Here is a 23,745-nt window from a genome sequence, read left to right on the forward strand (position 1 = left end):
CGGAGCCGGGCCGTTCCGCGGCCTGCCTAGACGAGCGCGGGCTCCTTGACCGGAGCGGGCAGCTCGTCATCGTCGTCGTCGCCGTGCGACAACGTCGGCAGCCAGTCCAGCCAGCGCGGCAGGTACCAGTTCCACTCGCCCAGCAGGCGCATCGTGGCCGGCAGCAGCACCGCGCGGACGATCGTCGCGTCGATCAGGATCGCCGCCGCGAGACCCACGCCCATCTGCATGAACGTCAGCAGGGACAGGGTGGCGAAGACCGCGAACACGGCCACCATGATCAGGGCGGCGCTGGTGACCACCCCGGCCGTCGAGCGGATCCCGTGGGCGACCGCGTCCTCGGTGCGCATGCCCTTGTCGTACGCCTCCCTGATCCGGCTCAGGATGAACACGTGGTAGTCCATCGACAGGCCGAACAGGATGACGAACAGGAACATCGGCAACCAGTCGGTGATGGTGCCCGTCGACTGGAAGCCGATCACGCCCTCGCCGTACCCCCACTGGAAGACCAGCACGAGCACGCCGTAGGCCGCCGCGACCGACAGCAGGTTGAGCAGGATCGCCTTGACCGCGACCACCAGGGAACGGAAGGAGACCAGCAGCAGCAGGAACGCGAGCAGCAGCACGAACCCGAAGACCAGCGGCCGGGTGGCCGACATCTGGTCGTTGAAGTCCATCGACCCGGCGGTCGACCCGGTGACGTGCGCGCCCGGCAGGGTCGCCGGGATGATCGTGTCGCGCAGCTCGTGGATCGCGTTCTCCGAGACCGCGTCGGTGCCGGTGCCCTTGATGCCGATGCTGATGCGGGCGACGTCGCCGCGCGGGTTGACGTCGACGGTGAACGGCTCGTTGAAGTGGCCGGACGTCAGCGCCCGCTCCTTGAGGCGCTCGATCGCCGCGGTGTCGGGGTTCCTGACGACCACCACGGCCGGCTCGTTGCCGCCGGGGAAGGCCTTGTCGATCGCCTTGAAGGTCTCGGCGATCTTGTAGTCGCCCTGGAGCTCGTCGATCGTCTGCGGACCGGGCTTGAGGCTCAGGCCGGGCACCGCCAGCGCGATCATCAAGCCGCCCGCGATCACGACCGAGATGATCGGGTGGCGCAGCACGGGCCGCAGGATCGCCCCCCACACGCGGCTCTCGCCGCCCCGCACGCCCAGGATGCGCCGCCAGGTGACCCGCCCCCGGGTCAGCACCCGGACGGTGCCGTGGAACGCGCGGGCGTCGACCTTGTCGCCGATCAGCGACAGCAGCGCGGGCAGCGCGGTCAGCGAGCCGACCACGGCGGTCAGCACGACCAGGATGGTGCCCTCGGCGAAGCCCATGAAGATGCCGTTGCCGGTCAGGAACATGCCCGCCATGGCGACGATCACGGTGATGCCCGAGATCAGCACCGCGCGGCCGGAGGTGCCGGCGGCGATCTCGATGGCCCGCTGCTTGCTGCGGCCCTTCGCCCGTTCCTCCCGCTCTCTCATGATGTAGAAGAGCGAGTAGTCGACGCCCACGGCCAGGCCGATCAGCAGCATGACGTTGCTGGTGGCGGCGTCGACGGCCAGGAGCTGGCTGGTCAGGGCGAGCAGGCCGGTCGCGGCGACGATGGCGGTCAGCGCGAGCGCCACCGGGATGATCGCGGCCAGGATCGCGCCGAACGCGGCCAGCAGGATGCCCAGCGTGATCGGCAGCGAGAGCTGCTCGGCCCGGACGAAGTCGGCGTCGATGGCCTCGCCGATCAGCTTGTCGGCGCTGGCCCCGCCGGCCTGCTCGATCCGCAGGTCGGGGTGGCGGGCCTGGACGCCGTCGACCGCGTCGAGCAGCGGCTTCACCCGGTCGGCGGCGGTGTCGGCGTCGCCCTTCATGGTGAACTGGATCAGGGTGGTGCGGCCGTCGGGCGTCACCGGCCCCGGGGAGGTGATCTCGCCGACCTGGCCGGTCGCGGTGATCGAGCGCTTCACGTCGTCGATCGCCCGCTGGAAGGCGGGGTCGTCGGTGGTCACCCTGGTGCTCTGCACCAGCACGACCTCACTGGCCGGGTCGACGAACCCGGCGCCGTCGAGGATCTGCCCGGCGGCGCGCGAGTCGCCGTTGGCGCTCTCGTAGGACTTCATCTCCGCCGTGCCGACGGCGCCCCCGACGAACGTGGCCCCGGCCACGAACGCCACCCAGATCAACAGCGCCCACCAGCGGTGGCGTGCGCTCCAGCCGCCCACCCGGGCGGCGATGTTCCGATTCCGAACCATGCCTACGACCGTAGAAATCGATCGGCGCCGGAACCTCCTGCGTGGATGGGAGATCGGCCCTCCTTCCGGAGAGCTAGGGGACAACCCCGGCTAACCTCAGGGCTGTGATCCCCGCAGACGTGTTCTACGCCCGGCTCCACCGCGTGATCCCCGCCGCCGCCGGGTTCGTCACCGACGCCGACGACCGGGTGCTGCTCGTGAAACCCAACTACCGCGACCTGTGGGGCTGGCCCGGGGGGCACGTCGACGAGAGCGAGACCCCTGAGGAGGCCTGCGCCCGGGAACTCAGGGAGGAGGTCGGGTTGACGCTCCCGGTGGGGCGGCTGCTCGTCGTCCATTGGGTGCCGGAGATGGACGAGCGGCCCTTCCCGCTCGTGCACTTCACCTTCGACTGCGGGGCCCTGCCCGACGGCGCGCGGATCACCATCCAGGAGGAGGAGCTCGACGACTGGGGGTTCTTCACCCCGGCCGAGGCCGACAAGATCCTGCCCGAGTGGCAGGCCCGGCGGCTGCACGCCTCCGTCGCCGCGCGCGCGTCGGGCGGGTTCACTTATCTGAGTTGAGGCGGTCGAGCTCGTCGGCCGACAACTCCAGGTCGAGCGCCTTCAGCGAGTCGAGGATGCTCTCGGGGCGGCTGGCCCCCGGGATCGGCACGATGCGCGGGCTGCGCGCCAGCTGCCAGGCCAGCGAGACCTGCTGCGGCGACACGCCGTGGGCGGCGGCGATCTCGCCGAACGCGGCGTGGTGGCTGCCCAGCTCCGACGCCGAGCCCATGCCGCCCAGCGGCGACCACGACAGGAACGCGATGTCGATCTCGTCGGCGACGTCGATCTCGGGCTCGCTGGTGCGGAACCGGGGTGAGAACTCGTTCTGCACGGCCACCAGGTCGTCGCCGAGGATCTCCCGCGCCACCCGCAGCTGCTCGGGATTGGCGTTGGAGACGCCCGCCATCTGGACCTTCCCGGCCTGGACGAGGTCCTTGATCGCGCCGATCGCCACCTCGTAGGGCACCTGCGGGTCGGGCCGGTGGTGGAAGTACAGGCCGATCGAGTCGACCCCGAGGGCCTTCAGCGAACGGTCGCACGCCTGGAACAGGTATTCGGGGCGGCTGTCCCTGCCCCAGCCGCCGCCGGGCGTACGGGTGTGCCCGCCCTTGGTGGAGACCAGGACCGACCCGGCGTCGCCGCCCCAGCTGTGCAGGGCCTTGGCGACCAGGCGCTCGTTGTGGCCGACGTCGGTGTGCGAGGGCGTGTAGGCGTCGGCCGTGTCGATGAGGGTGACCCCGGCGTCGAGGGCCGCGTGGATGGTGCGGATCGACTGGGCCTCGTCGGGCATGTGGCCGGCGGTGGACATGGGCATCGCGCCAAGCCCGAGGGCGCTGACCTGACGGCTTCCGATGCGACGGGTATTCATGAGTCCAGCTTTACAGACGCTTCAGCAGCGCCTGCTTGGCGGTCGCGAACTCCTCGTCGGTCAGCACGCCGTCGCGGTGCAGCGCGCCCAGTTCCCGCAGGCGGCGCAGCACGACGTCGTGGTCGTCCTCCGCGGGCGCGGGCTCGATCGCGGGCGGTTCGGCCAGCGGATGGGGCAGCCGGGCCAGCACGGCGGTCACCAGCAGGGCGACGGTGCCGGTCTTCTTGCTGCTGATGCCCCAGAGGGTGAGGGCCGACGGGTCGTGCTTGATCGGCGGCCGGGCCGCCGGTTCGCTCTTGCGGGCGAACCTGAGCCAGCCGTTCTCCACGCCGCTGTTGGGGATCCACTCGACGCCGGCGACGTCGGCCAGCGGGATCCGCTGCGGCCCGGCCTTCTGCTTGGTGCCGTCGGCCGCCCAGTTGCGCTCGATCATGATCACGTCGCCGTCGAAGGTGATCAATCCGTCGGAGGCGTTCGCGGTCAGCGGCACCGGCGGCCCGGCCATCAGGTAGCGGACGCAGGGGCCGTCGGGCACCCCCTCGGCCAGCAGCGCGGCGCGGACCTCGTCGGCGAAGTACTCGGCCGCGCCCGACCGGTTGGCGTCGATCGTGAGCCGGTAGGGGTCGGCGGCCTCGGGGAGGCGTCCGCCGGTGGCCTGGGTGAACGGGTCGGCGCCCTCACGCATGCGTAACTTCAGCAGGCCGCCCTTGCGGCCGGGCTGGTAGGCGATTCCGGCCACCGCCGCCAGCGGCACCACGAGCTCGCCGAGGGCCTGGCGAAGCTTGTTCACGCTGCGGTCCCTGGCCGGCACGATCCGGATCATGTCGCCGTTGAAGGTCCACGTGCCGTCCCGTACCAACACCTCGGTCATGGCCGGATCTTACGCATCTGGTGGCACAGTGGGTGATATGCACGTGGGGATTCTCGGACCGCTCGAAGTGCGGTCCGACAGGGGCGAAGCCGTGACGATCGGCGGAGCCCGCCTCCGTGCTCTGCTGGTACGGCTCGCGCTCGACCCCGGCCGTCTGATCACCCACGACGAGCTGGCCGAAGCCCTCTGGGGCGCGGCGCCCCCGGCCGACCGGGCCAACGCCCTCCAATCGCTCGTGTCGCGGCTGCGCCGGGTGCTGCCCGACCCGGCGGCGCTGCGATCGGAACCCGGCGGCTACCGGCTGACGCTCCCGAAGGAGAACGTCGACGCCCACCGTTTCGCCGCCCTGGCCTCGGGCGGGCGCGCCGCGCTGGCCGCCGGCGACCACCGGCGGGCGGCCGGGCTCCTGGGCGAGGCCGCCGCGCTCTGGCGGGGCCGTCCGCTGGCCGACGTCGCCGACGCGCCGTTCGCCGACGCCGCCGTGGCCGGTCTCGACGAGGCCTGGCTGACCGCCACCGAAGACCGCCTCGAAGCCGAGCCGGTCGTCTCGGAGCTGCGCGACCTGGCGGCCCGCCATCCGCTGCGCGAACGGGTGCACGCCCTGCTGATGCGGGCGCTGGCCGCCTCGGGACGGCGGGCCGAGGCGCTGAGCGTCTTCGAGGAGGTGCGCCACTCCCTGGCCGACGAACTCGGCGTCGACCCCGGCGCCGAACTGCGCGAGGCCCACCTGGCCGTGCTGCGCGAGGAGCCCGCGCCGCGCCGGGGACGGCCGGTGCTGCGCGCCCCGCTGACCAGCTTCGTCGGCCGCGACCACGACATGGCCGAGATCGCCCGGCGGCTGGCCGACAGCCGCCTGGTCACCCTGGTCGGCCCCGGCGGCGCCGGCAAGACCCGGCTCGCCAGCACGGTCGCCGCCGGCCTCGACCGGCCGGTCTGGCTGGTCGAGCTGGCCCCCGTCACCAACCCCGACGACGTGCCGCAGGCGGTGCTGGCCGCCGTGGGCGCGGGCCAGACCAAGGCGCAGGAGGGCACCGTCGCCCGCATCGTCGAGGTGCTGTCGGGCGTCGAGGGCCTGCTGCTGCTCGACAACTGCGAGCACCTCATCGACGCCGCCGCCCGGCTGGCCGACGAACTGCTCGGCCTGTGCCCCAGGCTGACCGTGCTGGCCACCAGCCGCGAGGCCCTCGGGATCTTCGGCGAGTCGCTCTGGCCGGTGCCGCCGCTGGCCGACGAACCGGCGGTCCGGCTGTTCCTCGATCGCGCCGAGGCGGTGCGTCCCGGGTTCGCCCTCACCGAGGCCAACACGCCGGTCGTACGGGAGATCTGCCGCCGCCTCGACGGCCTGCCGCTGGCGATCGAGCTGGCCGCGGCCCGGTTGCGCTCGCTCACCGTCGAGCAGGTGGCCGCCCGGCTCGACGACCGGTTCCGGCTGCTGACGGGCGGCAGCCGGACCGCGATGGCCCGGCACCAGACGCTCCGCGCGGTGGTGGCCTGGAGCTGGGACCTGCTCGGCGACGACGAGCGCGACCTGGCCGAACGGCTCGCGGTGTTCCCCGGCGGCTTCACCGCCGAGGCGGCCGAGGCGGTGGGCGGCTCGCTCGACCTGCTGGCCGGCCTGGTCGACCGGTCGCTGCTCCAGCTCATCGACGGCCCCCGCTACCGGATGCTGGAGACCATCCGCGAATACGGCCTCGAACGCCTGGCCGAACGCGGCGAGGTCGACGCGGTGCGCGGCGCCCACACGCGCTACTTCCTCGACCTGGCCGAACAGGGCGCCGACCAGATGCGCGGCCACGGGCAGCTGACCTGGATCCGCGTCCTCGGCACCGACCACGACAACCTCTTGGCCGCCTTCCACTACGCCATCGAGCGCCGTGACGCCGCCACCGCGACCCGGATGACCGCCGCGCTCGGCACGTTCTGGATGATCACCGGCCGCCGGTCGGAGTCGGTGCCCTGGCTCAAGTCGGCGCTCGACCTCGACGGCGAGATCGACCGGAACGCGTGGCTGATCACCACGATGATGTACCTGCTGAACTCGCTGATGAGCCAGCCGGTCGAAGACGTCGAGGGCCTGATCGCCCGGTTCGGCGAGATCTCCCGGCAGGCCGAGATCGACGACGACCCGCTGCTCTGCCTGATCACCCCGATCTACCACCTGTTCCAGGACGACACCGACGGGGGCCTGGCCGCGATCGACCGCGCTCTCGCCGTGGCCGAGCCGTGGAGCAGGGCCATGCTGCAGATGTTCCGGGCGTTCATGCTGGAGAACGAGGGCGACCCCAACGGCATGCTGGCCGACCTGCGCGAGGCCGCCGCCGGGTTCCGCGAGGTCGGCGACCGCTGGGGGCTGGCCCAGGCGCTGACGTTCATCGCCGACGCGGCCATGTTGTTCGGCGACTTCGACCTGGTGGTGAAGTCGCTGGAGGAGGCCATCGAACTGACCCGGCTGCTCAACCCCGACGACGACGCCGGGCACCAGCGCATGTACCTGGCCACCGCCCGCAGCCGCCAGGGCGACGTCGACGGCGCCCGCCATGAACTGCGGCTGATGGCCGAGTCGAGCCGCAACGAGTGGTCGATCAGGGACGCCGCGTTCTCCCGCATCGGGCTCGGCGACCTCGCCCGCGAGGTGGGCGACCTGGCCGAGGCGCGCTTCCAGTACGAAGAGGCGGCCGTCGCCGTCGACGAGTCGGGGATCGTCTCGCCGCAGTTCCGGGCGCTGGTGCTGACGTGCCTGGGCCACCTGGCCGTCGCCGAGGGCGACCTGGAGGCCGCCGCCTCCGCCGCCGCCGAGGCCGCCGTGCTGGCCGACTCGGTACGCGACCGGCCGGTGCTGGCCCGGGTGGGGGTGCTGGCCGCCGAGGTGGAGGGCGTCCGCGGGAACGCCGAAGGGGCGGCCCGGATGCTCGGCGCGAGCGAGCAGCTCCGGGGCGCCCCCGACGCGTACAACCCCGACGTCTTCCGGATCTCCGTGCAGTTGCGGGAGGCCCTCGGAGACGAGGCCTATCAGCAGGCTTACGGCAAGGGCGCGGCCCTCGACCGGGCGGCCGCGATCGATCAGGTCCTGCGCCGGTAGGCCCGCACCGCCAGCGGCGCGAAGACCGCCAGCAGGCCGACGCCCCAGGCCGCGACCCACACGACGTGGGAGGCCACCGGCCCGCCGATCATGAGGCCGCGGGCGGCCTCCATCGCGTGGGCGACCGGGTTGATCTGCACCCACGACTGGAGCCAGCCGGGCAGGGTGTCGACCGGGGCCATCATGCCGGTGCCGAACGTCAGCGGGAACATGGTCAGGAACGCGACGCCCTGCACCGCGCCCGGCTCCCGCAGCACCATCCCGAGCAGGACGAACGCCCAGCTCAGGCAGAACGCGAACGCGATGGTCATGACGACCGCCGCGAGCGCGGGCACGATGCCGTTGACCAGGTCGAAGCCGAGCACCAGCCCGCAGATCGCGAGGGAGAGCGTGGCGACGACGTAGCGGATCAGGTCGCCGAGCACCGACCCGATCAGCGGCGCCGACCGGCCGATCGGGAGGCTGCGGAACCGGTCGAAGACCCCCTTCTTGAGGTCGGTGTTGAGGCTCACGCCGGTCGCGACCGAGGCGAACACGACGGTCTGCACGAGGATCGCCGGCAGCAGGAACTGCAGGTACTGGTGCGTGTCGCCGGCGATGGCGCCGCCGAGCAGGAACACGAACAGCACCACGAAGATGATCGGCTGGAGGGTCACGTCGAGCAGTTGCTCGGGTGTCCTGATCGTCTTTATCAAGCTCCGCCGCGCGAGGGCGAGACTATGTCTGACCAGCCCGAAAGGGCGTGGTTGCGCGCGGGTGGGGGCGGGCTTGGGGGGCTGTACAGGGGAGAGCGTGGTCGTGGTCATGGGGGACTCCTTCTCAGGCCGCTTCTTCGTCGGTGGCGCGCTGGCCGGTGAGGGTGAAGAACACCTCGTCGAGGCTGGGCAGACGCAGGGAGAGCTCGGTGACCGACACGCCGGCCTGGGCGAGCCGCGCCACCGCCTCGGTGAACTGGGCGTCGCCGTCGACGGGCACGGTGACCACGCCGCGGCTGGGCGACTCGGCCGGACGGCCGGAGACGCCCGTGAGGATGGCCTCGGTCTCGGCGAGGCGCGCCGGGTCGGCCGGGCGGGCGAGGATGGTCTGGCCGCCGACGATCTGCTTGAGCTGGGCCGGGGTGCCGTGGGCGATCGACCGGCCGTGGTCGACGACGGTGATCTCGTCGGCCAGCGCGTCGGCCTCCTCCAGATACTGCGTGGTGAGCAGCACGGTCACGCCGTCCTTGACCAGCCCGCGCACGATGTTCCACACGTCGTCGCGCTTCGACGGGTCGAGGCCGGTGGTGGGCTCGTCGAGGTAGATGACGTCGGGGCGGCCGACGAGGCTGGCGGCCAGGTCGAGCCGGCGGCGCATGCCGCCCGAGTAGGTCTTGGCCTGCCGTGCCCCCGCCTCGGCCAGCCCGAACTCGCCCAGCAGCTCGGTGGCCCTGGCGATCGCCTCGCTCTTGCGCAGGTCGAGCAGCTGGCCGATGAGGACCAGGTTCTGCATGCCCGTCAGGTCTTCGTCGACGGAGGCGTACTGGCCGGTCAGGCCGATCAGGCGGCGGACCTTGGCGGCGTCCTTGACGGCGTCGAGGCCGCCCACGAACGCGCGGCCCTCATCGGGGCGCAGCAGCGTGGCGAGGATGCGGACGGCGGTGGTCTTGCCGGCCCCGTTGGGGCCGAGCACCCCGAGCACGGTCCCCTGCGGGGCGGAGAGATCGAGCCCGGCCAGGGCGGTCGTCTTCCCGTAGCGTTTCACGAGGCCCCGGGCCTCGAATGCGTATTCCATGCCTCCCAGGGTGGAGCCCGCCGCTGTCATCCCGCGCACAGCGGGCTGTCACGCCTCAGCTGGGCCTCAGCGGCGTCTCAGCCCGCTCTCAGCGAGGTGTGCGGAGCCAGCCGGCGGGCCAGGTCGCGGGCCGCGTCGCGACCCGCCCGGTTCGCGCCGACCGTGCTGGCCGAGGGGCCGTAGCCGACGAGGTGGACGAGCGGCTCGCGCACGACCCGCGTGCCGTCGACGCGGATGCCGCCGCCGGGTTCGCGCAACTTCAGCGGGGCCAGGTGGCGAAGGTCGGCGCGGAAGCCGGTGGCCCAGACGATGACGTCGGCGGGGAAGACCTCCTCGCCCCACGACACGCCGCCGGGCACGAGATGCGTGAACATCGGGCGGCGGGTCAGCACGCCGCGTTCGAGGGCGGCAAGGACGACGGGCGTGTAGGTCAGGCCGGTCACGCTCACCACGCTCTGCGGCGGCAGCCCGGCGCGCACCCGGTCGGCGACGAGCGCCACGGCGTCGCGGCCGTCGAAGCCCTCGGGGCGGAAGTCGGGTTCCCGGCGTGTCGTCCAGAGTGTCGAGGCGGCCACCGCGCCGACCTCCGACAGGACGTGCATCGCGGAATGCCCGCCGCCGACGACCACGACGTTGCGGCCGGCGAAATCGGCCGGGCCATCATAGGACGCGTAGTGGAGCTGCCTGCCGTCGAAACGCCCGGGATAGAAGGGCCAGTGCGGGCGGGTCCACGTGCCGGAGGCGTTCACGATTCCCCGGGCGCGCCATTTCCCGTCGACCGTGAATCCGGGCTCGACTTTTCCCACTTTGTACGGCCGCATGACGTCCAAACCCATTTGACTTTCATAAGCGGCGAAATATTCCGGTACGGCCTCCGCCGCCGGTCGCGCCGGGTCGACGGAAGGGCGCGCCATGCCCGGCAAATCGAAGATGCCGTGCACCCGATCCATTGTCAGCGTGGGGGATCGGTGCCGCCACGCCCCGCCGGGGGAGTCCTCCGCGTCGAGCACGACCTGCGACAAACCGAACCGCCGCAGGTGGTACGCAGCGGACAATCCGGCCTGACCAGCCCCGATCACCACAACATCGACATCGATCACGACCTACTCAACCAAGGCAACCCCGTGAAACTTCCCGATTTAACGGGCATTTACTGGCCGAGCTTTCCCGTGGCTTTGTGTGTGCTGCTAAAGGAGATCCGTCCGGATATTGCATGATCGGCACATGAGGTACGGAACGTACATGATCGCCCTAATCATGGGCCTCGGTTTCATGGGCGTCGCGCTTCCCGCGCAAGCTGCCCCGGTCTCCGACACCCAGATCATGGGCCACGCACCGGTTAAGCAGTACAAGAAAGCCAAGAGAGTCAAGGTGATCAAGTACCGGGTGAAGAAGCGGCACATCCGCATTCGCCCGAAGATTGAATGGCACCACATCCACCACTACCACCGGATCTTCCACACGAAGCACTGGCTGCACAAGCACCACCACCACAGGCGCCACTTCGTGCACAGGCACCACCACCACAAGCACGACAACCACATCATCCACGACCGCTGCTTCAACAAGCACATCCACCACGAGCACGAGCACCTGAAGAAGCCGCGCAAGCACCACCACCGTCCGCACCACCACCACCAGCGTCCGCTGGTTCCGCTCGAGCCGCCGACGATGAACGGCTTCGAGGGCCTCGAGGGCGCGAACGTCGCCCCCGGGTCGGCGCAGCGTCTGGCTGTCGGTGCGTCGGGTCACCACGACCGTCACTGTGTCGAGGGCCACTTCTACGACGAGACCGGCGATGACGGCCTCGACGACGAAGACGGCTTCGACGACGAGTTCGGTGGCGGCGCCACCGGCGGCTCGGCCGGTCCGGCCGTCGCGGGTACCACCATCACCGGCGTCGTGCACGTCGCCGGCAAGCCGGTGACCCTGCTTCCGCAGCTGAACGCTCAGGTCAGCGGCGGCAGCTGCCCCGCGGGTAGCACGCTGGTCGGCGGTTCGTGGACCGTTCCGCTGCTCAGCCAGGGCGTCCCGATGGCGCCCATCCGCAGTGCCGCCAGCGGCACGCAGTGGCAGATGCAGTTCATGAACACCGGCAGCCTGCCGACCGTCGTCACGGTCTCGTCGAGCTGCCTGGCCCACTCCTGAGATTCACTCCTGATTTCTCAGGAGTCGGCCGGTAGATAGCGGGTTGACAACCAGATCACCGCTCCGAGGACCAGTCCCACAGAAAGGGCCAGCCGAAGCGACGTCGCGTCGGCGAGGAACCCGATGAGGACTGGTCCGAGGAGCAGCCCGGCGTAGCCGATGGCGGCCGTCTGCGCGATGGCAGGCCCCGACTGCGCCGGGTCGGCCCCGCCCGCGAGCGACAACGCGAACGGGATCACGGTGGCCATCGCCACCCCGGCGACCAGCAGCCCGACCAGCGCGACCTCGGCCACCGGCGCGCTGATCACCACCCCGAACGACAATGCCACCACGAGCCCGCCGAAGCGCAGGCACGCGGCGGCGCCGTAACGCCTGCGCAGCCGGTCGCCGGCGAGCCGCGCGGCCAGCATGCCGCCGGCGAACAGCGGATAGCCGAGGGCGGCCAGCGACTCGGGCGCGCCGAGCACGTCGCGCAGGTAGAGACCGTTCCAGTCGCCCACCATCCCCTCGATCATGAACGCGGCGAAGACCACCACGCCCAGCACGTAGACCACGGGCGGCAGCCGCCGGCGTACCGCCGCGCCGCCGTCGTCGGCGCCGGGGTCGGGCAGGTACGTGCGCGCCAGCGCCGCCGCGACCGGCAGGCTGGCCAGCGCCACCACGATCAGGTGGTCGCGGAACGACAGGCCCAGCCTGATCGCGCCGATCCCGATGGCCCCCGACGCGATGGCCCCGATGGACCACCCGGCGTGGAACCCGCTCATCAGCGACCGGCCGGAGGCGTTCTCCGCGACCGCGCCCTGGGCGTTCATCGAGATGTCGAACAGGCCCACGGCCACGCCGAACGCGGCGGCCGCGACGATCAGCGCGAGGTAGTCGGGCGCCAGCGCCACCCCGGCGAGGGTGAGCGCGCTGAGCGGCATCGCCAGGGTGAGCGACCGGCCGCTGCCCAGGCGGCGCAGCATCGGCCGGGAGCCCTGCATGGCCAGCAGGCCGCCGACCGCCCACGCGAGCAGCACGATGCCGAGCTGGGATTTGCTGAGATTGATCGTGTCGGTCATGGCCGGGACGCGGACCGTCAGCGTGCCGGACATGATGCCGCACAACACGAAGGACGACGTCGTTCCTAATCGGGCCCGGGTCAGGTCGGGGGCCAACAGGGGTCCTTTCGATCGGTCCCGCCAGGTTAGAAGACCGATCGGAAATGTGGGGAATTGGCCCGCATGTCACGATGGTTACATGCGTGCCGGAATCACGATCCTGCCCGAACACCGCCGCCCCGAGCTCGAACGCCGCTGGCGAGCCGCCGAGGCCTACGGCTTCGCCCACGCCTGGACCTTCGACCACCTCGGCTGGCGCACCCTCATCGACGGCCCGTGGTTCGGCTCGGTGCCGACCCTGTCGGCCGCGGCGATGGTGACCTCGACCATCGAGATCGGCCTGCTGGTCGCCTCGCCCAACTTCCGCCACCCGGTGCCGTTCGCCCGCGAGCTCACCGCCCTCGACGACCTCTCGCAGGGCCGCTTCACGCTCGGGATCGGCGCGGGCGGCGGGGGCGGCTACGATGACGCCGTCATGGGCTGGAAACCCGCCAGCCGGTACGCCCGCTACGCCGAGTTCGTCGAACTGCTCGACCTGCTGCTGCGCGAGGGGCGGGTGTCGTGGTCGGGCGACTACTACGAGGCGGTCGAGGCCCGCAACGCGCCGGGGTGCGTGCAGCGTCCCCGGCTGCCGTTCCTGGTGGCCGCCGACGGGCCGAAGGCGATGGCGCTGGCCGCCCGCTTCGGCGACGGCTGGGTCACCCTCGGCGGACGCGGCCTCGACACGCTCGACGCGTGGTGGGACGCGGTCGCCGAATCCGCGCGCCGGTTCGACGACGCGCTGGCCGACGCGGGGCGTCCGCGCGAGGGGGTGCGGCGGTTCCTGCAGTCGGACTCCGCCCCTGTCTATTCGTTGTCGAGTGTCGAGTGTTATCGCGATTTTGTAGGAAGGTCTGCCGAACTCGGTTACACCGACATGGCCGCGCCCTGGCCGCGCGAGACTGGAATCTGGGCCGGGGACGAATCGGTCCTCGACGCGGTGGCGGCAGACGTGCTGCCGGAACTCAGAAGGGCGTCATGACCGAGCTGTTCGACAAGCTCACCCCCCAGGAACAGATCGACCTGCGGACCCGCGGCCGGACCCGCACCTGGGCCCGGGGCGAGATCGTCTTCACCCAGGGCGACCCCTCGACGTGGGTGCTGCTCGTCCTGTCGGGCAAGGTGAAGATCTCGGCCGCGTCCGAGTCGGGCACCGACGTGGTGCTGGCCGTACGCGGTCCCGGAGCGGTCGTCGGCGAGATGGCCTCCATCGACGGCGAGCCCCGCTCGGCGACCGTCACCGCGGTCGAACCGGTCGAGGGCCTGGCCATCCGCGACTTCGCCGGGTTCCTCCGCGAAAACGGGCGGGTCGCGGTGCTGATCATGCGCACGGTCACCGAACGCCTGCGCGACGCCGACCGCAAGCGCATCGAGTACGGCGTGCTCGACACCGCCGTCCGGGTCGCCAACCGGCTCGTGGAGCTGGCCGAGCGCTACGGGGAGCCGGTGCCGGGCGGGGTCAGCCTCGAACTGCCGCTCTCGCAGGACGAACTGGCCAGCTGGGTGGGCTCCTCCCGGGAGGCCGTCAACAAGGCGCTGCGCGGATTGCGTGACCGAGGTCTGATCGAGACGGGCCGCCGGCGCGTACTTATCAATGACATGGACGGACTGCGGCGCCGCGCACGTCAGTCGTAGTGAGTACTGGTTCACAGAACTTCCCGGCAGCCCGCCCTACTGTCGATCATGTTGCGGATTGGTGCGGGAAGGACGGATGTGGACATGAGCGACCGCCTGGCGGAGTTCGCCGCCGTCTATGTCACGCTCTACACGACCCACATGCTGGTGGACCACTGGATCCAGACCGACCACCAGGCCTGCACGAAGATCCAGCCCGGCTGGGCCGGCCGGCTGGCCAACACGTGGCACGTGCTCACGCACGTCGTGCTCGCCTTCGTCGGCCTGATGGTGCTGGTCTGGCAACTGGGCGCGGTCTTCGCCCCCGCCGACCTCGCGATCGGCCTGGCCGTCACGGGCGTCACCCACTGGATCGCCGACCGCCGCTGGCCGATCCAGTGGCTCGCCGCCAAGACCGGCCGAGGCCGCTTCGCCACGCTGGGCGTGCCGCGCCCCGGCCACGACGACAACCCGTCGATCGGGACGGGGGCGTATGTTCTTGACCAGACCTGGCATCTCGCCTGGCTCTTCGTCTCGGCACTGATCATCGTCTAGGGGGCGTCATGATCCTCAGGTACGCGGCCTTCACCGCCGACCCGTCAGGAGGCAACCCGGCCGGGGTCGTCCTCGACGCTACGGGCAGCACCGACGCCGAGATGCTCGCCGTCGCCGCCGAGGTCGGCTACTCCGAGACCGCGTTCCTGTTCCCCGAGGGCGGCGACGCCTACACGATCCGCTACTTCAGCCCCCTGGCGGAAGTCGCCTTCTGCGGCCACGCCACCATCGCCACCTCGGTCGCGATCGGCGAACGCACCGGCTCCGGCACCATCCACCTGACGACCAAGGCCGGCCCGGTCGACGTCGACGTGGTCGCCGAGCCGAACGGCGGCCCCGTCACCGCCACCCTCACCTCGCCCCCCGCGACCACCCGCCCGGCCGACCCCGCCGACGTCGAAGCGGCCCTGCGAGCCCTCGGCTACACCCCGGCCGACCTCGACCCGGCCTTCCCGGTCCACGTCGCCAACGCCGGCATGAACCACCTGGTCGTGGGCCTGGCCTCGCGCGAACTCCTGGCCGCCCTCGACTACGACTTCGAGGCCCTCGGCGCCCTGATGGCCGCCCGCGACTGGATCACCGTCAACCTCTTCTGGGCCGAGTCACCCGTGATCTTCCACGCCAGGAACCCGTTCCCGCCCGGCGGCGTGGTCGAAGACCCGGCCACCGGCGCCGCCGCCGCGGCCTTCACGGGCTACCTCCGCGACCTGGCCCTGATCAAGGAAGACGACGTCGTCACCATCCACCAGGGCGCCGACATGGGCCGCCCCAGCCTGCTGACCGCCGCCCCGCTCCCAGACGACCAGCGCATCAGAGTGAGCGGCCGCGCCGTCCGCTTCACGGAGATTTGACAAGAAGTGAGGCATTCTTGAAACCGGCACTGTCGCGGCCCTGGTCGGCGGGGCCCTGGCAGTCGCCGACGACCGACTGGGCGGCGCTGCCCGCCCGGGTCCGTGATCAGCTCGACGAGCACCTCCGGCGACGGCGGCTGATCGCAGGCGTCGGCCTGTTGCGTCGCGAAGGCGGGCTGGATCCCGTGCCCGGCCTTCATGACGCGCAGGAGATGCTGCGGCGACGATTCGAGTGGCTGGCCGAACAGGGCCTGGTCGATCCCGAAGAACCGCCGGTCCAGGCGCCGCGGCTGATCGAAGCGGCCAACACGATCAGCGACCCCGTGGTCGCGATCGAGGCGCTGTGGGACGGCGACACACAGGGCTGGTTCGTACGGTTGCTCGCGATCGTCCGGCGTCCGGGCAGCTTCGGCGAGCGGCAACTGGCCGCGTTCGACCATGCCGCCGAAGCCGTCGACAAAGGCCAGGCGGTGGCCCGCAGGCTCGGTGTGCCGTTCTTCTTCGCCAGCCCTGACAGGCCTGACGACGAAGCGCCACGCTGGTGGGAGTCGTTCTAGGTTGTCCACCGTGCGACGCCGAAGCTACCGATATGTCGGGCCGCCCGAACTCGCGGCCCTGGTCAGGCCGGACGCCGAGGGCCGACTCATTCGCTCGGTGGCCGACCTCGACGACTGGGCCGGTGAGCCGGCCGAGCCGGTCACCTTCGTCGTCGATCTCGACGGGCTGCTGCGGGTGGCGTCCCGCCGCAGTGAGCACGTGGTGTGCGCGGGTGGCCGCCGGGTGCTGAGCGCGGGCGAGATGAGGTTCAGCCGCGAAGCGGGCCACTGGGTGGTCGCCGAAGTGAGCAACCAGTCGACCGGTTACTGCCCTGACACGAGCTCGTGGCCGGCCGTCGCCGAGGCGCTGGACCGTGCCGGGCTGGCGCACCCTCCCGGTTTCACGCACGCCGTCGTCTTCCGCGGATGTCCCCGGTGCCGGGAGCTCAACATCGTGCGGGAGGACGACTTCGTCTGCGTCTTCTGCGAGGCCGACCTCCCCGAGGCGTGGAACGTCGACCCGCTCGCGGACTAGGTCGTGACGTCCCAGAACGCGATCTCGTGTTCCATGCCGCGCAGGAACAGCTCCCTGGCCCGCCCCGGATGGACGTCGGCTTCGTCGATCATCTTGGCGATGCGTTCGGTGAGGGCCTCGAAGCCCGGGTCGGCGTAGGTCTCGACCCAGGCGCGGTAGCGCGGCGCTGCGGTCTCGGCCAGGGCCTGGCCCAGGGTCGAGTAGCCCCACATGCACGGGTAGAGCGCCGCCAGGCCCTCGCCGTAGTGGGCGGCGCTGTCGATGAGGAACTCGGTGTAGGCGGCGCACGCCTTGCCCTTGGCGGCCGTGTTGAGGTCGGCGCCGTAGCGGGCCGACATCGACCGGTGCAGGGAGAGTTCGTCGTGGAAGGTCGAGTAGGCGAGGTCGACCAGGTCGCCCAGATGGGCGTCGGGGGCCTGCCAGGCGAGCCGGGAGAAGACCCGGACGTAGTCGAGCAGGAACAGGTAGTCCTGTTCCAGCCAGGCCCGGAAGGCGGCCTCTGGCAGACTGCCGTCGGCGATCCCCCGGACGGTCGGATGGGCGAGCTGCCGCTCCACGAGGGGACGGCCGAGGCTGTGAAGTTCGGTGGAAAGCGACACGCTCCCATTTTTACCCGCCACGTCCGACGATTCCGCCGGGCGCTATGGTGTGGACGTCACGAGCGCCCGGGGGAGGACGCATGCCCGCTGGCCCGTTGCAGCCCGGAGACCCGCACGTCCTGGGCGATTTCCAGCTCGTGGGGCGTCTCGGCGAGGGCGGTCAGGGCATCGTGTACGACGCCCGTTCCCCCGCGGGTGAGCGCGTCGCCGTGAAGCTGGTGCGCGGCGGCAGCGACCCCGCCATCCGGCGGAGACTGGCGCGCGAGCTCGACTCGGCGCGGCGGGTGGCGCACTTCTGCACCGCCCGGATCCTGCACGCCGAGCTCGACGCCGCCGCCCCCTTCGTGGTGAGCGAGTTCATCGACGGCCCGTCGCTCTACGACCGGGTGCGCGAGCGGGGGCCGCTGCGCGACGGCGAGCTCGACCGGCTGGCCGTGAACACCGCCGCCGCCCTGGCGGCCGTGCACAGCGCCGGGGTGGTGCACCGCGACTTCAAGCCGGCCAACGTGCTGCTCGGGCCCGACGGCCCGCGCGTGGTCGACTTCGGCATCGCCCAGCTGGCCGACGCGAGCACGATGCCGACCTCCATCTCCGGCACGCCGCCCTACATGGCCCCTGAGCAGCTGGGCGGCGTCCACGGGTCGGCCGCCGCCGACGTGTTCTCGTGGGCGGCGACCATCGTCTACGCCGCGACCGGCGAGCCGCCGTTCGGCAACGACACCGTCGCGGCCGTGTTCAGCCGCATCCTCAACACCGCCCCCCGCCTCGACGGCGTGCCGTCGCCGCTGCGCGAGACCCTGGCCCACTGCCTGGCCAAAGACCCCGAGGCGCGGCCGACGGCCCACGAGTTGTGGGTGATGCTGATCGGCGTCGGGCCGCAGACGGCCGTGCTGACCCCGAAACGCCGCCGCCCCGCGTCGCGGCTGGCCGCCGCCGCGGGTGTCGGGTTCGCCGTCGCGGTGACGGCCGGCATCCTCTGGACGGCCCTGAACGGCTCCCCCGAGACGGGCGCCCAGACCGGCGCCCAGACCGGCCCCGAACCGGCCGTCGAGAGCCAGACCGGCCCGGCTCCGGCCCCGGTCCCGGCCGAGGGCATCCCCGAGTCGTTCGCCGGGACCTGGAGCGGCGACGTCGTCCGCGACGGGTCCACCACGTTCCCCGTCACCCTCACGCTCGACGGCGGAGAGCAGAGCGGCACCTGGCGGCGGGCCGACTGCGAGCAGGACGTGCGGCTCCGCTCGACCCGCGAGAACGGCGCCGTCCTGGAGATGTCCATCGTGCAGGCCGGCCAGTGCGTGGGCGGCGACATCACCCTCGTGCTGGCCGATCCGGCGATGATGAAGTTCGAGGGCCAGGAGGGCGGCGGCTCCGCCCTCTACAAGGGCGCTCTGCAGAAGGGCTAGGCCCGCGCGAGCTGGAAGGTGTACCCGCCGGTCTTGGCCGCTCCCGACCTGACCACCAGCGCGTACGCGCCGTCGCCGTTGGCGAGCGGGATGGGCGCCTCGTAGCCGCACAGCGGGATCGGCTGGCGCGCGGTCGCGATGCTCTTGTCGGCGGCGTCGACGAGTTCGACCTCGATGGCCTGGCACGCGCCGTTGCCGCCGATGAGCTTGATCGCCTTCGCGCCGTCGGAGTCGAACTCGTAGCGGTCGATCCGGCCGGGCACGTCGAGCTGGCCGTTGATGTTCAGGCCGATCGTGGTGGGGATGTCGCGCACCTTCACCGTGGCGATCCGGAAGCTGTAGGGGCCGACGACGTTCGTCTGGCCGTACACCTCAAGACGGTGTGTTCCGGTCTTGGTCAGCTTCACGACGGTGGAGCCCCACGACAGGGCGAAGCCGGAGGGGCTGATCGGTTCGCCGTCGACCTCGGAGACGATCTGGAACTCGATGCCGTCGCCGGACATGTCGGTCACGTAGAACTCGCGGGCCTCGCCCAGGTCGAGCGGGTAGCTGTCACGCTGTCCGGCGCGGGTGAGCTCGGCGGAGATCTCGGCGCCGTCGGCGACGACGGCCGGGGAATCGGGCGCGGCCGACTCCTCGGGCGAGGAGGCGGGTTCCGGCGTGGCGGTGCTGACGACGGTGGTGGTGGCGGGCTGTTCGCCGGAGACGGCGGCGCAGCCGGTCAGTGCGAGGAAGACGACGGCGAGGGGGAGAGCGGCCTTCATGTCACCAATGGTGCTCAATCCGGCTTGCAGTCGGCTTTCCGGCCGCCCTCCCTGCGCTCATTCCATGACGGCGTCCATCGTGATCGGCAGGGACCTCATGCGCCTGCCGGTCGCGTGGAAGATGCCGTTGGCGATGGCGGCGGCTACTCCGACCAGCCCGATCTCGCCGACCCCCTTCACCCCGATGGGGTTGAACGCGTCGGGTTCCCCCACGAACTCGACGTGCACGTCGGGGATGTCGGCGTTGACCGGGATCAGGTAGTCGCCGAAGGTCGCGTTGGCGATGCGGCCGGTGTCCTTGTCGGTCACCGTGTCCTCGAACAGCGCCATGCCGACCCCGCCGACGGTCCCGCCGAGGATCTGGCTGCGGGCCAGCTTCTCGTTCAGGATCCGGCCGCCGTCGTTGACCGTGACGATCCGGGCGACCCTGACCCGGCCGAGGTCCTCGTCGACGCGCACCTCCACGAACCGGGCGCCGCGCGCCCCGGCGGGGGTCATGCCCATCTGCTCGGGCGTGTTCGGCGTCGAGCTGCCGTCGGCCGACAGCTCGGTCAGGCCGTGGACGGCCAGGATGCGCGCCAGCGACTCCCCGCGCGTCGGCTCGCCCTTGCGGAACAGGCGGCCCTCCGACACCTCGACGTCCTCGAACGGCACGCCGGCCAGCGGCGAGAACGGGTCGGTCCCGGCCAGGTCGACGAACTTCTGGATCAGCCGCCCGCACCCGTCGTGCACGGCGCTGCCGAGCGCCGCCGTCAGGCCGGAGCCGCCGGCGGCGGTGCCCACCGGCATCGAGGAGTCGCCGAGCTGCATCTCGACCTGGCTCACCTCCAGCCCGAGCAGCCCGGCCGCCAGCTGCGACATGATCGTGTACGTGCCGGTCCCGATGTCGGTGACGGCGCTGCGGATGTACGCCGACCCGTCGCTCCTGACGATCACCTTGGCCGAACACGGCTGCTGGTACCAGAAGAAGCTCACCCCGGCCACGCCGTAGCCGACGAGCTCGTGCCCGTCGCGCATCGACCCGATCTCGGGGTTCCGGTTCGACCAGCCGAACCGCCGCGCGCCCACTTCGAGGCACTGGCGCAGCGCGTTGCTCGACCACGGACGCCCGGTCTTCGGGTCGACCTCCGCGTAGTTCAGCAGCCGTATCTCCAGCGGGTCGAGCCCGACCTCCCAGGCCAGTTCGTCGATGGCCGACTCCAGCGCGAAGTTGCCCTGCGCGTCGCCGGGGGCGCGCATGAAGTTCGTCCACGGGATGTTCAGCCTGACCTGCTGGTCGCGGGTGGTGACGCTGGGGCTGGCGTAGGCCGAGGCCGACACCGAGGAGCAGGGTTCGTACTCGTCGCCGTCGAGCGGGAGCGTGGTGAGGCTCTCGTGCTCGATCGCGGTCAGCCGGCCGTCGCGGGTCGCGCCGAGCCTGATCCAGTTGATGCTGCTGGTCCGGTGGCCGAGGCCGGTGAACATCTCGGGCCGGGTCAGCTCCAGCTTCACCGGGCGGCCGACGTGCCGGGCGGCCATCACCGCGAGCGGGATGTGCGACCAGCACCGCAAGCCCGCGCCGAACCCGCCGCCGACGAACGGCGTCAGCACCCGCACGGCGTCTCGCGGGACGCCGAACATCGCGGCCACCACCTGCTGGATCATGTTCGGCCACTGGTTGGAGTCGTGCAGGGTCAGCGTGTCGCCGTCCCACGACGCGAGGGTGGTGAACAACCCCAGCGGGTTGTTGGTGTTCTCCGAGGTCGTGTACGTCTGGTCGATCATCACCGGGGCCCGCTTGAGCGCCGTCCTGACGTCGCCCCAGGCGGTGTCCTCGCCCCACGGGTCCTTGATGCGCTCGGCCCTGGGGTCGTGCGGGTCGAGGATGGCCTCGTGGTTGTCGTACTCGACGTCGATCAGCCGCGCGGCGGCGGTCGCGTTCTGCTGTGTGTCGGCGACGACCACGGCGACGTACTGGCCGTAGAAGCGGATCTGGTCGTCCTGGAGCGGGGGCTGCGGGTTCTTGATGAACGTCGCGGGCGCCTCGCCCAGGTGGTCGGCGTTCTCGTGGGTGATCACTTCGAGCACGCCGGGCGACTTCACGGCGGCCGTCGTGTCGATGCGCCTGATCCGCCCCGACGGGATGGTCGAACGCACCACGGCGGCGTAGGCCATGCCGGGCAGGTTGAAGTCGTTGGGGTATCTGGCCTGGCCGGTCACCTTGAGCGGCCCGTCGACGCGGTCGACCCCCGCTCCCAGGATGCGCGGCTGCTGGATAGTCGTCACGAGGTCACCTCCGTGAGGGCGCGGATCAGGGTCCGCTTGGCCAGTTCGACCTTGAACGCGGTGCCCGGCACGATGAACGGGTCGCGGATCATGCCGTCGGCCGCGCTCCGGAAGGTGTCGGGGGTGGCGGGCGCCTCGCGCAGCACCTCTTCGGCCTCGAAGCCGCGCCACGGGATGGTGCCGACGCCGCCCATGGCGACCCGGGCCTCCTTGATGACCGGCCCGTCCATGACCACCGCGACGGCGGCGGAGGTGAGCGCGAACTCGTACGAGGCCCGGTCCCGGATCTTCAGGTAGATCGACCTGGTCCCCTCCGGCGGCAACGGGATGTCGACCGCCGTGATGAGCTCGCCGTGCCGCAGCACGTTCTCCCGGTCGGGCGTCTCACCGGGCATCAGATAGAACTGCGTCAGCGGTACGAGCCGCTCGCCCTCCTCGCTCTGGATGTGCACCACCGCGTCGAGCGCCGACAGCGGCACCGCCATGTCGGAGGCGTGCAACGCGATGCAGGCCGGGCTCGCGCCGAGGATGGCGTGCATGCGCGCCACGCTGTTGACCGCCTCGCAGCCCGACCCCGGCTCCCGCTTGTTGCACGCCGGCACGGCCGGATCGCGGAAGTAGCGGCACCGGGTCCGCTGCAGCAGGTTCCCGCCGATGGTCGCCATGTTGCGCAACTGCACCGAGGCCCCGCGCAGCAGCGCCTCCACGACGAACGGCGCCCGTTCCATGAGCGTCCGGTCGGCCGCCAGCTCCTCCATGGTGGTCAGCGCCCCCACCTGGAGCATCGTCCCGTTCCTGCGCACCCCTCTGAGCGGCAGCCGGGTGATGTCGACCAGCAGGTCGGGATGGAAGACGCCGTCCTTCATCAGGTCGACCTCGGTCGTGCCGCCCGCCAGGAAGTCGGCCTCCGGGTCGTGCGCGACGGCCCGTATCGCCTCGGCGACCGTGGAGGGCCGCTCGTAGCGGAACTCACGCATGACGCGCCACCTCCCGCACGGCCGCGACGATGTTGGAGTAGGCCCCGCAGCGGCACAGGTTGCCGCTCATGTACTCGCGGATGTCGGCATCCGTACCGGCCCGGTTCTCCCCGAGCAGCGCCACGGCCGACATGATCTGCCCCGACGTGCAGTAACCGCACTGGAAGGCGTCGTGCCGGACGAACGCGTCCTGCATCGGATGGGACTCCAGGCCCTCGATCGTGGTGATCTCCCGCCCGTCGCACTGCGCGGCCAGCGTGAGACAGGCGAGGACCCGCCTGCCGTCGCAGAGCACCGTGCAGGCGCCGCAGGCGCCCTGGTCACAGCCCTTCTTGGTGCCGGTGAGGTCGAGTCTGTCGCGGAGGGCGTCGAGGAGAGTGACCCTGGGGTCGGCCAGGTCCAGCGGATATTCCGTGCCGTTGACGGTCAGCGTGGTCATGAGGTCCCCCTTTGTAGCGACGCTAACCATCGGGGTGGGGACCGGGACAAGCCTGTACGGATGAGGATCAACGCCCGCATGGGGGAGATCTGACCTGCGCCTGGCCTGCGGCCGTTTCAGCCCGCCAGCAAGTCGTGCAGGGCGTCGAGCCCGTCGCGGTAGATGGTGGTGAACAACTCGACCGCCGCGTCGTCGCTCCCCGTCGTCGGGGTGAAACGCCCCGACCACACCACCTCGGCGGCCCCGGGCACCGGATAGACCCGCAGCGTGGACAGATAACCGGTGACCGGGAAGGGCCCCTCGACGATGGCGTAGGTGTAACAGCGCTCGGCCTCGTTGAAGGACAACAGCCGCTCGACGATCACCCCGCCGTCGGGGTTCACCAGCCGGCGCACCCGCCCCCCGTCGAGCATCGTGCTCTCGGGGATGTACGGAAGCCAGTCGGGCAGGGCGTGGAACCCGCCGATGAGCTCCCAGACCCGCTCGGGCGAGGCGGGCATCACGCGGCTGACCGAGGTAGAGGCCATGATCGTTTCTCCAGGTGGTCGTGTGT

General features: G+C 71.3%; 24 protein-coding genes. 11 read left to right on the forward strand and 13 right to left on the reverse strand.

The window, feature by feature from the left end; all coding sequences use genetic code 11:
* Positions 1–26 precede the first annotated feature (26 nt).
* Positions 27–2,234 carry an MMPL family transporter gene (locus AW274_RS10785; protein WP_062430895.1) on the reverse strand — a complete coding sequence of 736 codons (2,208 nt, stop codon included), beginning with the start codon at positions 2,232–2,234 and terminating at the stop codon, positions 27–29.
* A 104-nt stretch (positions 2,235–2,338) separates the two neighbouring features.
* Between AW274_RS10785 and AW274_RS10790 the strand changes: the two genes are divergently transcribed.
* Positions 2,339–2,797 (forward strand): NUDIX domain-containing protein, encoded by a 459-nt coding sequence (locus AW274_RS10790; RefSeq protein WP_062430896.1) that lies wholly within the window; start codon positions 2,339–2,341, stop codon positions 2,795–2,797.
* Here the strand turns inward: AW274_RS10790 and AW274_RS10795 are convergent.
* Together AW274_RS10795 and AW274_RS10800 are read right to left on the reverse strand one after the other, a co-directional pair.
* Positions 2,781–3,647, reverse strand: coding sequence for an aldo/keto reductase (locus AW274_RS10795; protein ID WP_062430897.1), 867 nt, complete (start codon positions 3,645–3,647; stop codon positions 2,781–2,783). The two genes, AW274_RS10790 and AW274_RS10795, sit on opposite strands and share 17 nt — an antisense overlap.
* Before the next feature lie 10 nt (positions 3,648–3,657).
* Positions 3,658–4,518 (reverse strand): DUF4429 domain-containing protein, encoded by an 861-nt coding sequence (locus AW274_RS10800; protein ID WP_062430898.1) that lies wholly within the window; start codon positions 4,516–4,518, stop codon positions 3,658–3,660.
* Positions 4,519–4,609: 91 nt separating this feature from the next.
* Between AW274_RS10800 and AW274_RS10805 the strand changes: the two genes are divergently transcribed.
* A complete protein-coding gene (locus AW274_RS10805; protein WP_198169127.1) occupies positions 4,610–7,597 on the forward strand; it encodes an AfsR/SARP family transcriptional regulator in 2,988 nt (995 codons plus the stop codon).
* Here AW274_RS10805 and AW274_RS10810 read toward each other — a convergent pair.
* The 3 genes from AW274_RS10810 to AW274_RS10820 form a co-directional block, all read right to left on the reverse strand.
* Positions 7,579–8,403, reverse strand: coding sequence for an ABC transporter permease (locus AW274_RS10810; protein ID WP_062430899.1), 825 nt, complete (start codon positions 8,401–8,403; stop codon positions 7,579–7,581). The genes AW274_RS10805 and AW274_RS10810 overlap by 19 nt on opposite strands.
* 13 nt (positions 8,404–8,416) lie before the next feature.
* Complete coding sequence (locus AW274_RS10815; protein WP_062430900.1) at positions 8,417–9,367, reverse strand: ATP-binding cassette domain-containing protein; 951 nt, start codon at positions 9,365–9,367, stop codon at positions 8,417–8,419.
* 77 nt (positions 9,368–9,444) lie between these two features.
* Complete coding sequence (locus AW274_RS10820) at positions 9,445–10,422, reverse strand: NAD(P)-binding domain-containing protein (protein ID WP_232320122.1); 978 nt, start codon at positions 10,420–10,422, stop codon at positions 9,445–9,447.
* Between AW274_RS10820 and AW274_RS41900 the strand changes: the two genes are divergently transcribed.
* Together AW274_RS41900 and AW274_RS10825 are read left to right on the forward strand one after the other, a co-directional pair.
* Complete coding sequence (locus AW274_RS41900) at positions 10,303–10,584, forward strand: hypothetical protein (RefSeq protein WP_232320131.1); 282 nt, start codon at positions 10,303–10,305, stop codon at positions 10,582–10,584. The genes AW274_RS10820 and AW274_RS41900 overlap by 120 nt on opposite strands.
* A 25-nt stretch (positions 10,585–10,609) precedes the next feature.
* Positions 10,610–11,515 carry a hypothetical protein gene (locus AW274_RS10825; protein ID WP_157520006.1) on the forward strand — a complete coding sequence of 302 codons (906 nt, stop codon included), beginning with the start codon at positions 10,610–10,612 and terminating at the stop codon, positions 11,513–11,515.
* Positions 11,516–11,532: 17 nt separating this feature from the next.
* Here AW274_RS10825 and AW274_RS10830 read toward each other — a convergent pair whose 3' ends face one another.
* Positions 11,533–12,672 carry an MFS transporter gene (locus AW274_RS10830; protein WP_062430903.1) on the reverse strand — a complete coding sequence of 380 codons (1,140 nt, stop codon included), beginning with the start codon at positions 12,670–12,672 and terminating at the stop codon, positions 11,533–11,535.
* A gap of 82 nt (positions 12,673–12,754) precedes the next feature.
* On the opposite strand from AW274_RS10830, the gene AW274_RS10835 reads away from it, so the two are divergent.
* From AW274_RS10835 to AW274_RS10860, 6 genes are all read left to right on the forward strand, one after another.
* Positions 12,755–13,636 (forward strand): LLM class flavin-dependent oxidoreductase, encoded by an 882-nt coding sequence (locus AW274_RS10835; protein ID WP_062430904.1) that lies wholly within the window; start codon positions 12,755–12,757, stop codon positions 13,634–13,636.
* Positions 13,633–14,289, forward strand: a complete 657-nt coding sequence (locus AW274_RS10840) for a Crp/Fnr family transcriptional regulator (protein ID WP_062430905.1) — start codon at positions 13,633–13,635, stop codon at positions 14,287–14,289. Before AW274_RS10835 ends, AW274_RS10840 begins: the two co-directional genes overlap by 4 nt.
* An 84-nt stretch (positions 14,290–14,373) precedes the next feature.
* Positions 14,374–14,823: a DUF3307 domain-containing protein gene (locus AW274_RS10845; protein WP_157520008.1), complete on the forward strand. Its 450-nt coding sequence runs from the start codon at positions 14,374–14,376 to the stop codon at positions 14,821–14,823.
* An 8-nt stretch (positions 14,824–14,831) separates the two neighbouring features.
* Entirely contained in the window at positions 14,832–15,674 is an 843-nt protein-coding gene (locus AW274_RS10850; protein WP_062430907.1) for a PhzF family phenazine biosynthesis protein, read from the forward strand.
* A gap of 17 nt (positions 15,675–15,691) precedes the next feature.
* On the forward strand, positions 15,692–16,231 hold the full coding sequence (locus AW274_RS10855; RefSeq protein WP_062430908.1) for a hypothetical protein: 540 nt from the start codon (positions 15,692–15,694) through the stop codon (positions 16,229–16,231).
* Positions 16,232–16,241: 10 nt separating this feature from the next.
* On the forward strand, positions 16,242–16,745 hold the full coding sequence (locus AW274_RS10860) for a hypothetical protein (protein WP_232320067.1): 504 nt from the start codon (positions 16,242–16,244) through the stop codon (positions 16,743–16,745).
* Here the strand turns inward: AW274_RS10860 and AW274_RS10865 are convergent.
* Entirely contained in the window at positions 16,742–17,344 is a 603-nt protein-coding gene (locus AW274_RS10865; protein ID WP_062430910.1) for a TenA family protein, read from the reverse strand. The two genes, AW274_RS10860 and AW274_RS10865, sit on opposite strands and share 4 nt — an antisense overlap.
* 80 nt (positions 17,345–17,424) lie before the next feature.
* On the opposite strand from AW274_RS10865, the gene AW274_RS10870 reads away from it, so the two are divergent.
* Complete coding sequence (locus tag AW274_RS10870; RefSeq protein WP_198169128.1) at positions 17,425–18,747, forward strand: serine/threonine-protein kinase; 1,323 nt, start codon at positions 17,425–17,427, stop codon at positions 18,745–18,747.
* Here the strand turns inward: AW274_RS10870 and AW274_RS10875 are convergent.
* The 5 genes from AW274_RS10875 to AW274_RS10895 all read right to left on the reverse strand — a co-directional run bounded on the left by AW274_RS10875 (position 18,744) and on the right by AW274_RS10895 (position 23,719).
* The gene (locus AW274_RS10875; RefSeq protein WP_062430912.1) at positions 18,744–19,511 is read right to left on the reverse strand and encodes a hypothetical protein; all 768 of its coding nucleotides are present in this window, start codon (positions 19,509–19,511) and stop codon (positions 18,744–18,746) included. The two genes, AW274_RS10870 and AW274_RS10875, sit on opposite strands and share 4 nt — an antisense overlap.
* 57 nt (positions 19,512–19,568) lie before the next feature.
* Positions 19,569–21,776: a xanthine dehydrogenase family protein molybdopterin-binding subunit gene (locus AW274_RS10880; RefSeq protein WP_062430913.1), complete on the reverse strand. Its 2,208-nt coding sequence runs from the start codon at positions 21,774–21,776 to the stop codon at positions 19,569–19,571.
* Complete coding sequence (locus tag AW274_RS10885; protein ID WP_062430914.1) at positions 21,773–22,753, reverse strand: FAD binding domain-containing protein; 981 nt, start codon at positions 22,751–22,753, stop codon at positions 21,773–21,775. Before AW274_RS10885 ends, AW274_RS10880 begins: the two co-directional genes overlap by 4 nt.
* Positions 22,746–23,192 (reverse strand): (2Fe-2S)-binding protein, encoded by a 447-nt coding sequence (locus tag AW274_RS10890; protein WP_062430915.1) that lies wholly within the window; start codon positions 23,190–23,192, stop codon positions 22,746–22,748. Before AW274_RS10890 ends, AW274_RS10885 begins: the two co-directional genes overlap by 8 nt.
* 116 nt (positions 23,193–23,308) lie before the next feature.
* Positions 23,309–23,719, reverse strand: a complete 411-nt coding sequence (locus AW274_RS10895) for an SRPBCC family protein (protein WP_062430916.1) — start codon at positions 23,717–23,719, stop codon at positions 23,309–23,311.
* Positions 23,720–23,745 lie beyond the last annotated feature (26 nt).

The organism is Herbidospora daliensis, from assembly GCF_001570585.1.
Classification (GTDB): Bacteria; Actinomycetota; Actinomycetes; order Streptosporangiales; family Streptosporangiaceae; genus Herbidospora; species Herbidospora daliensis.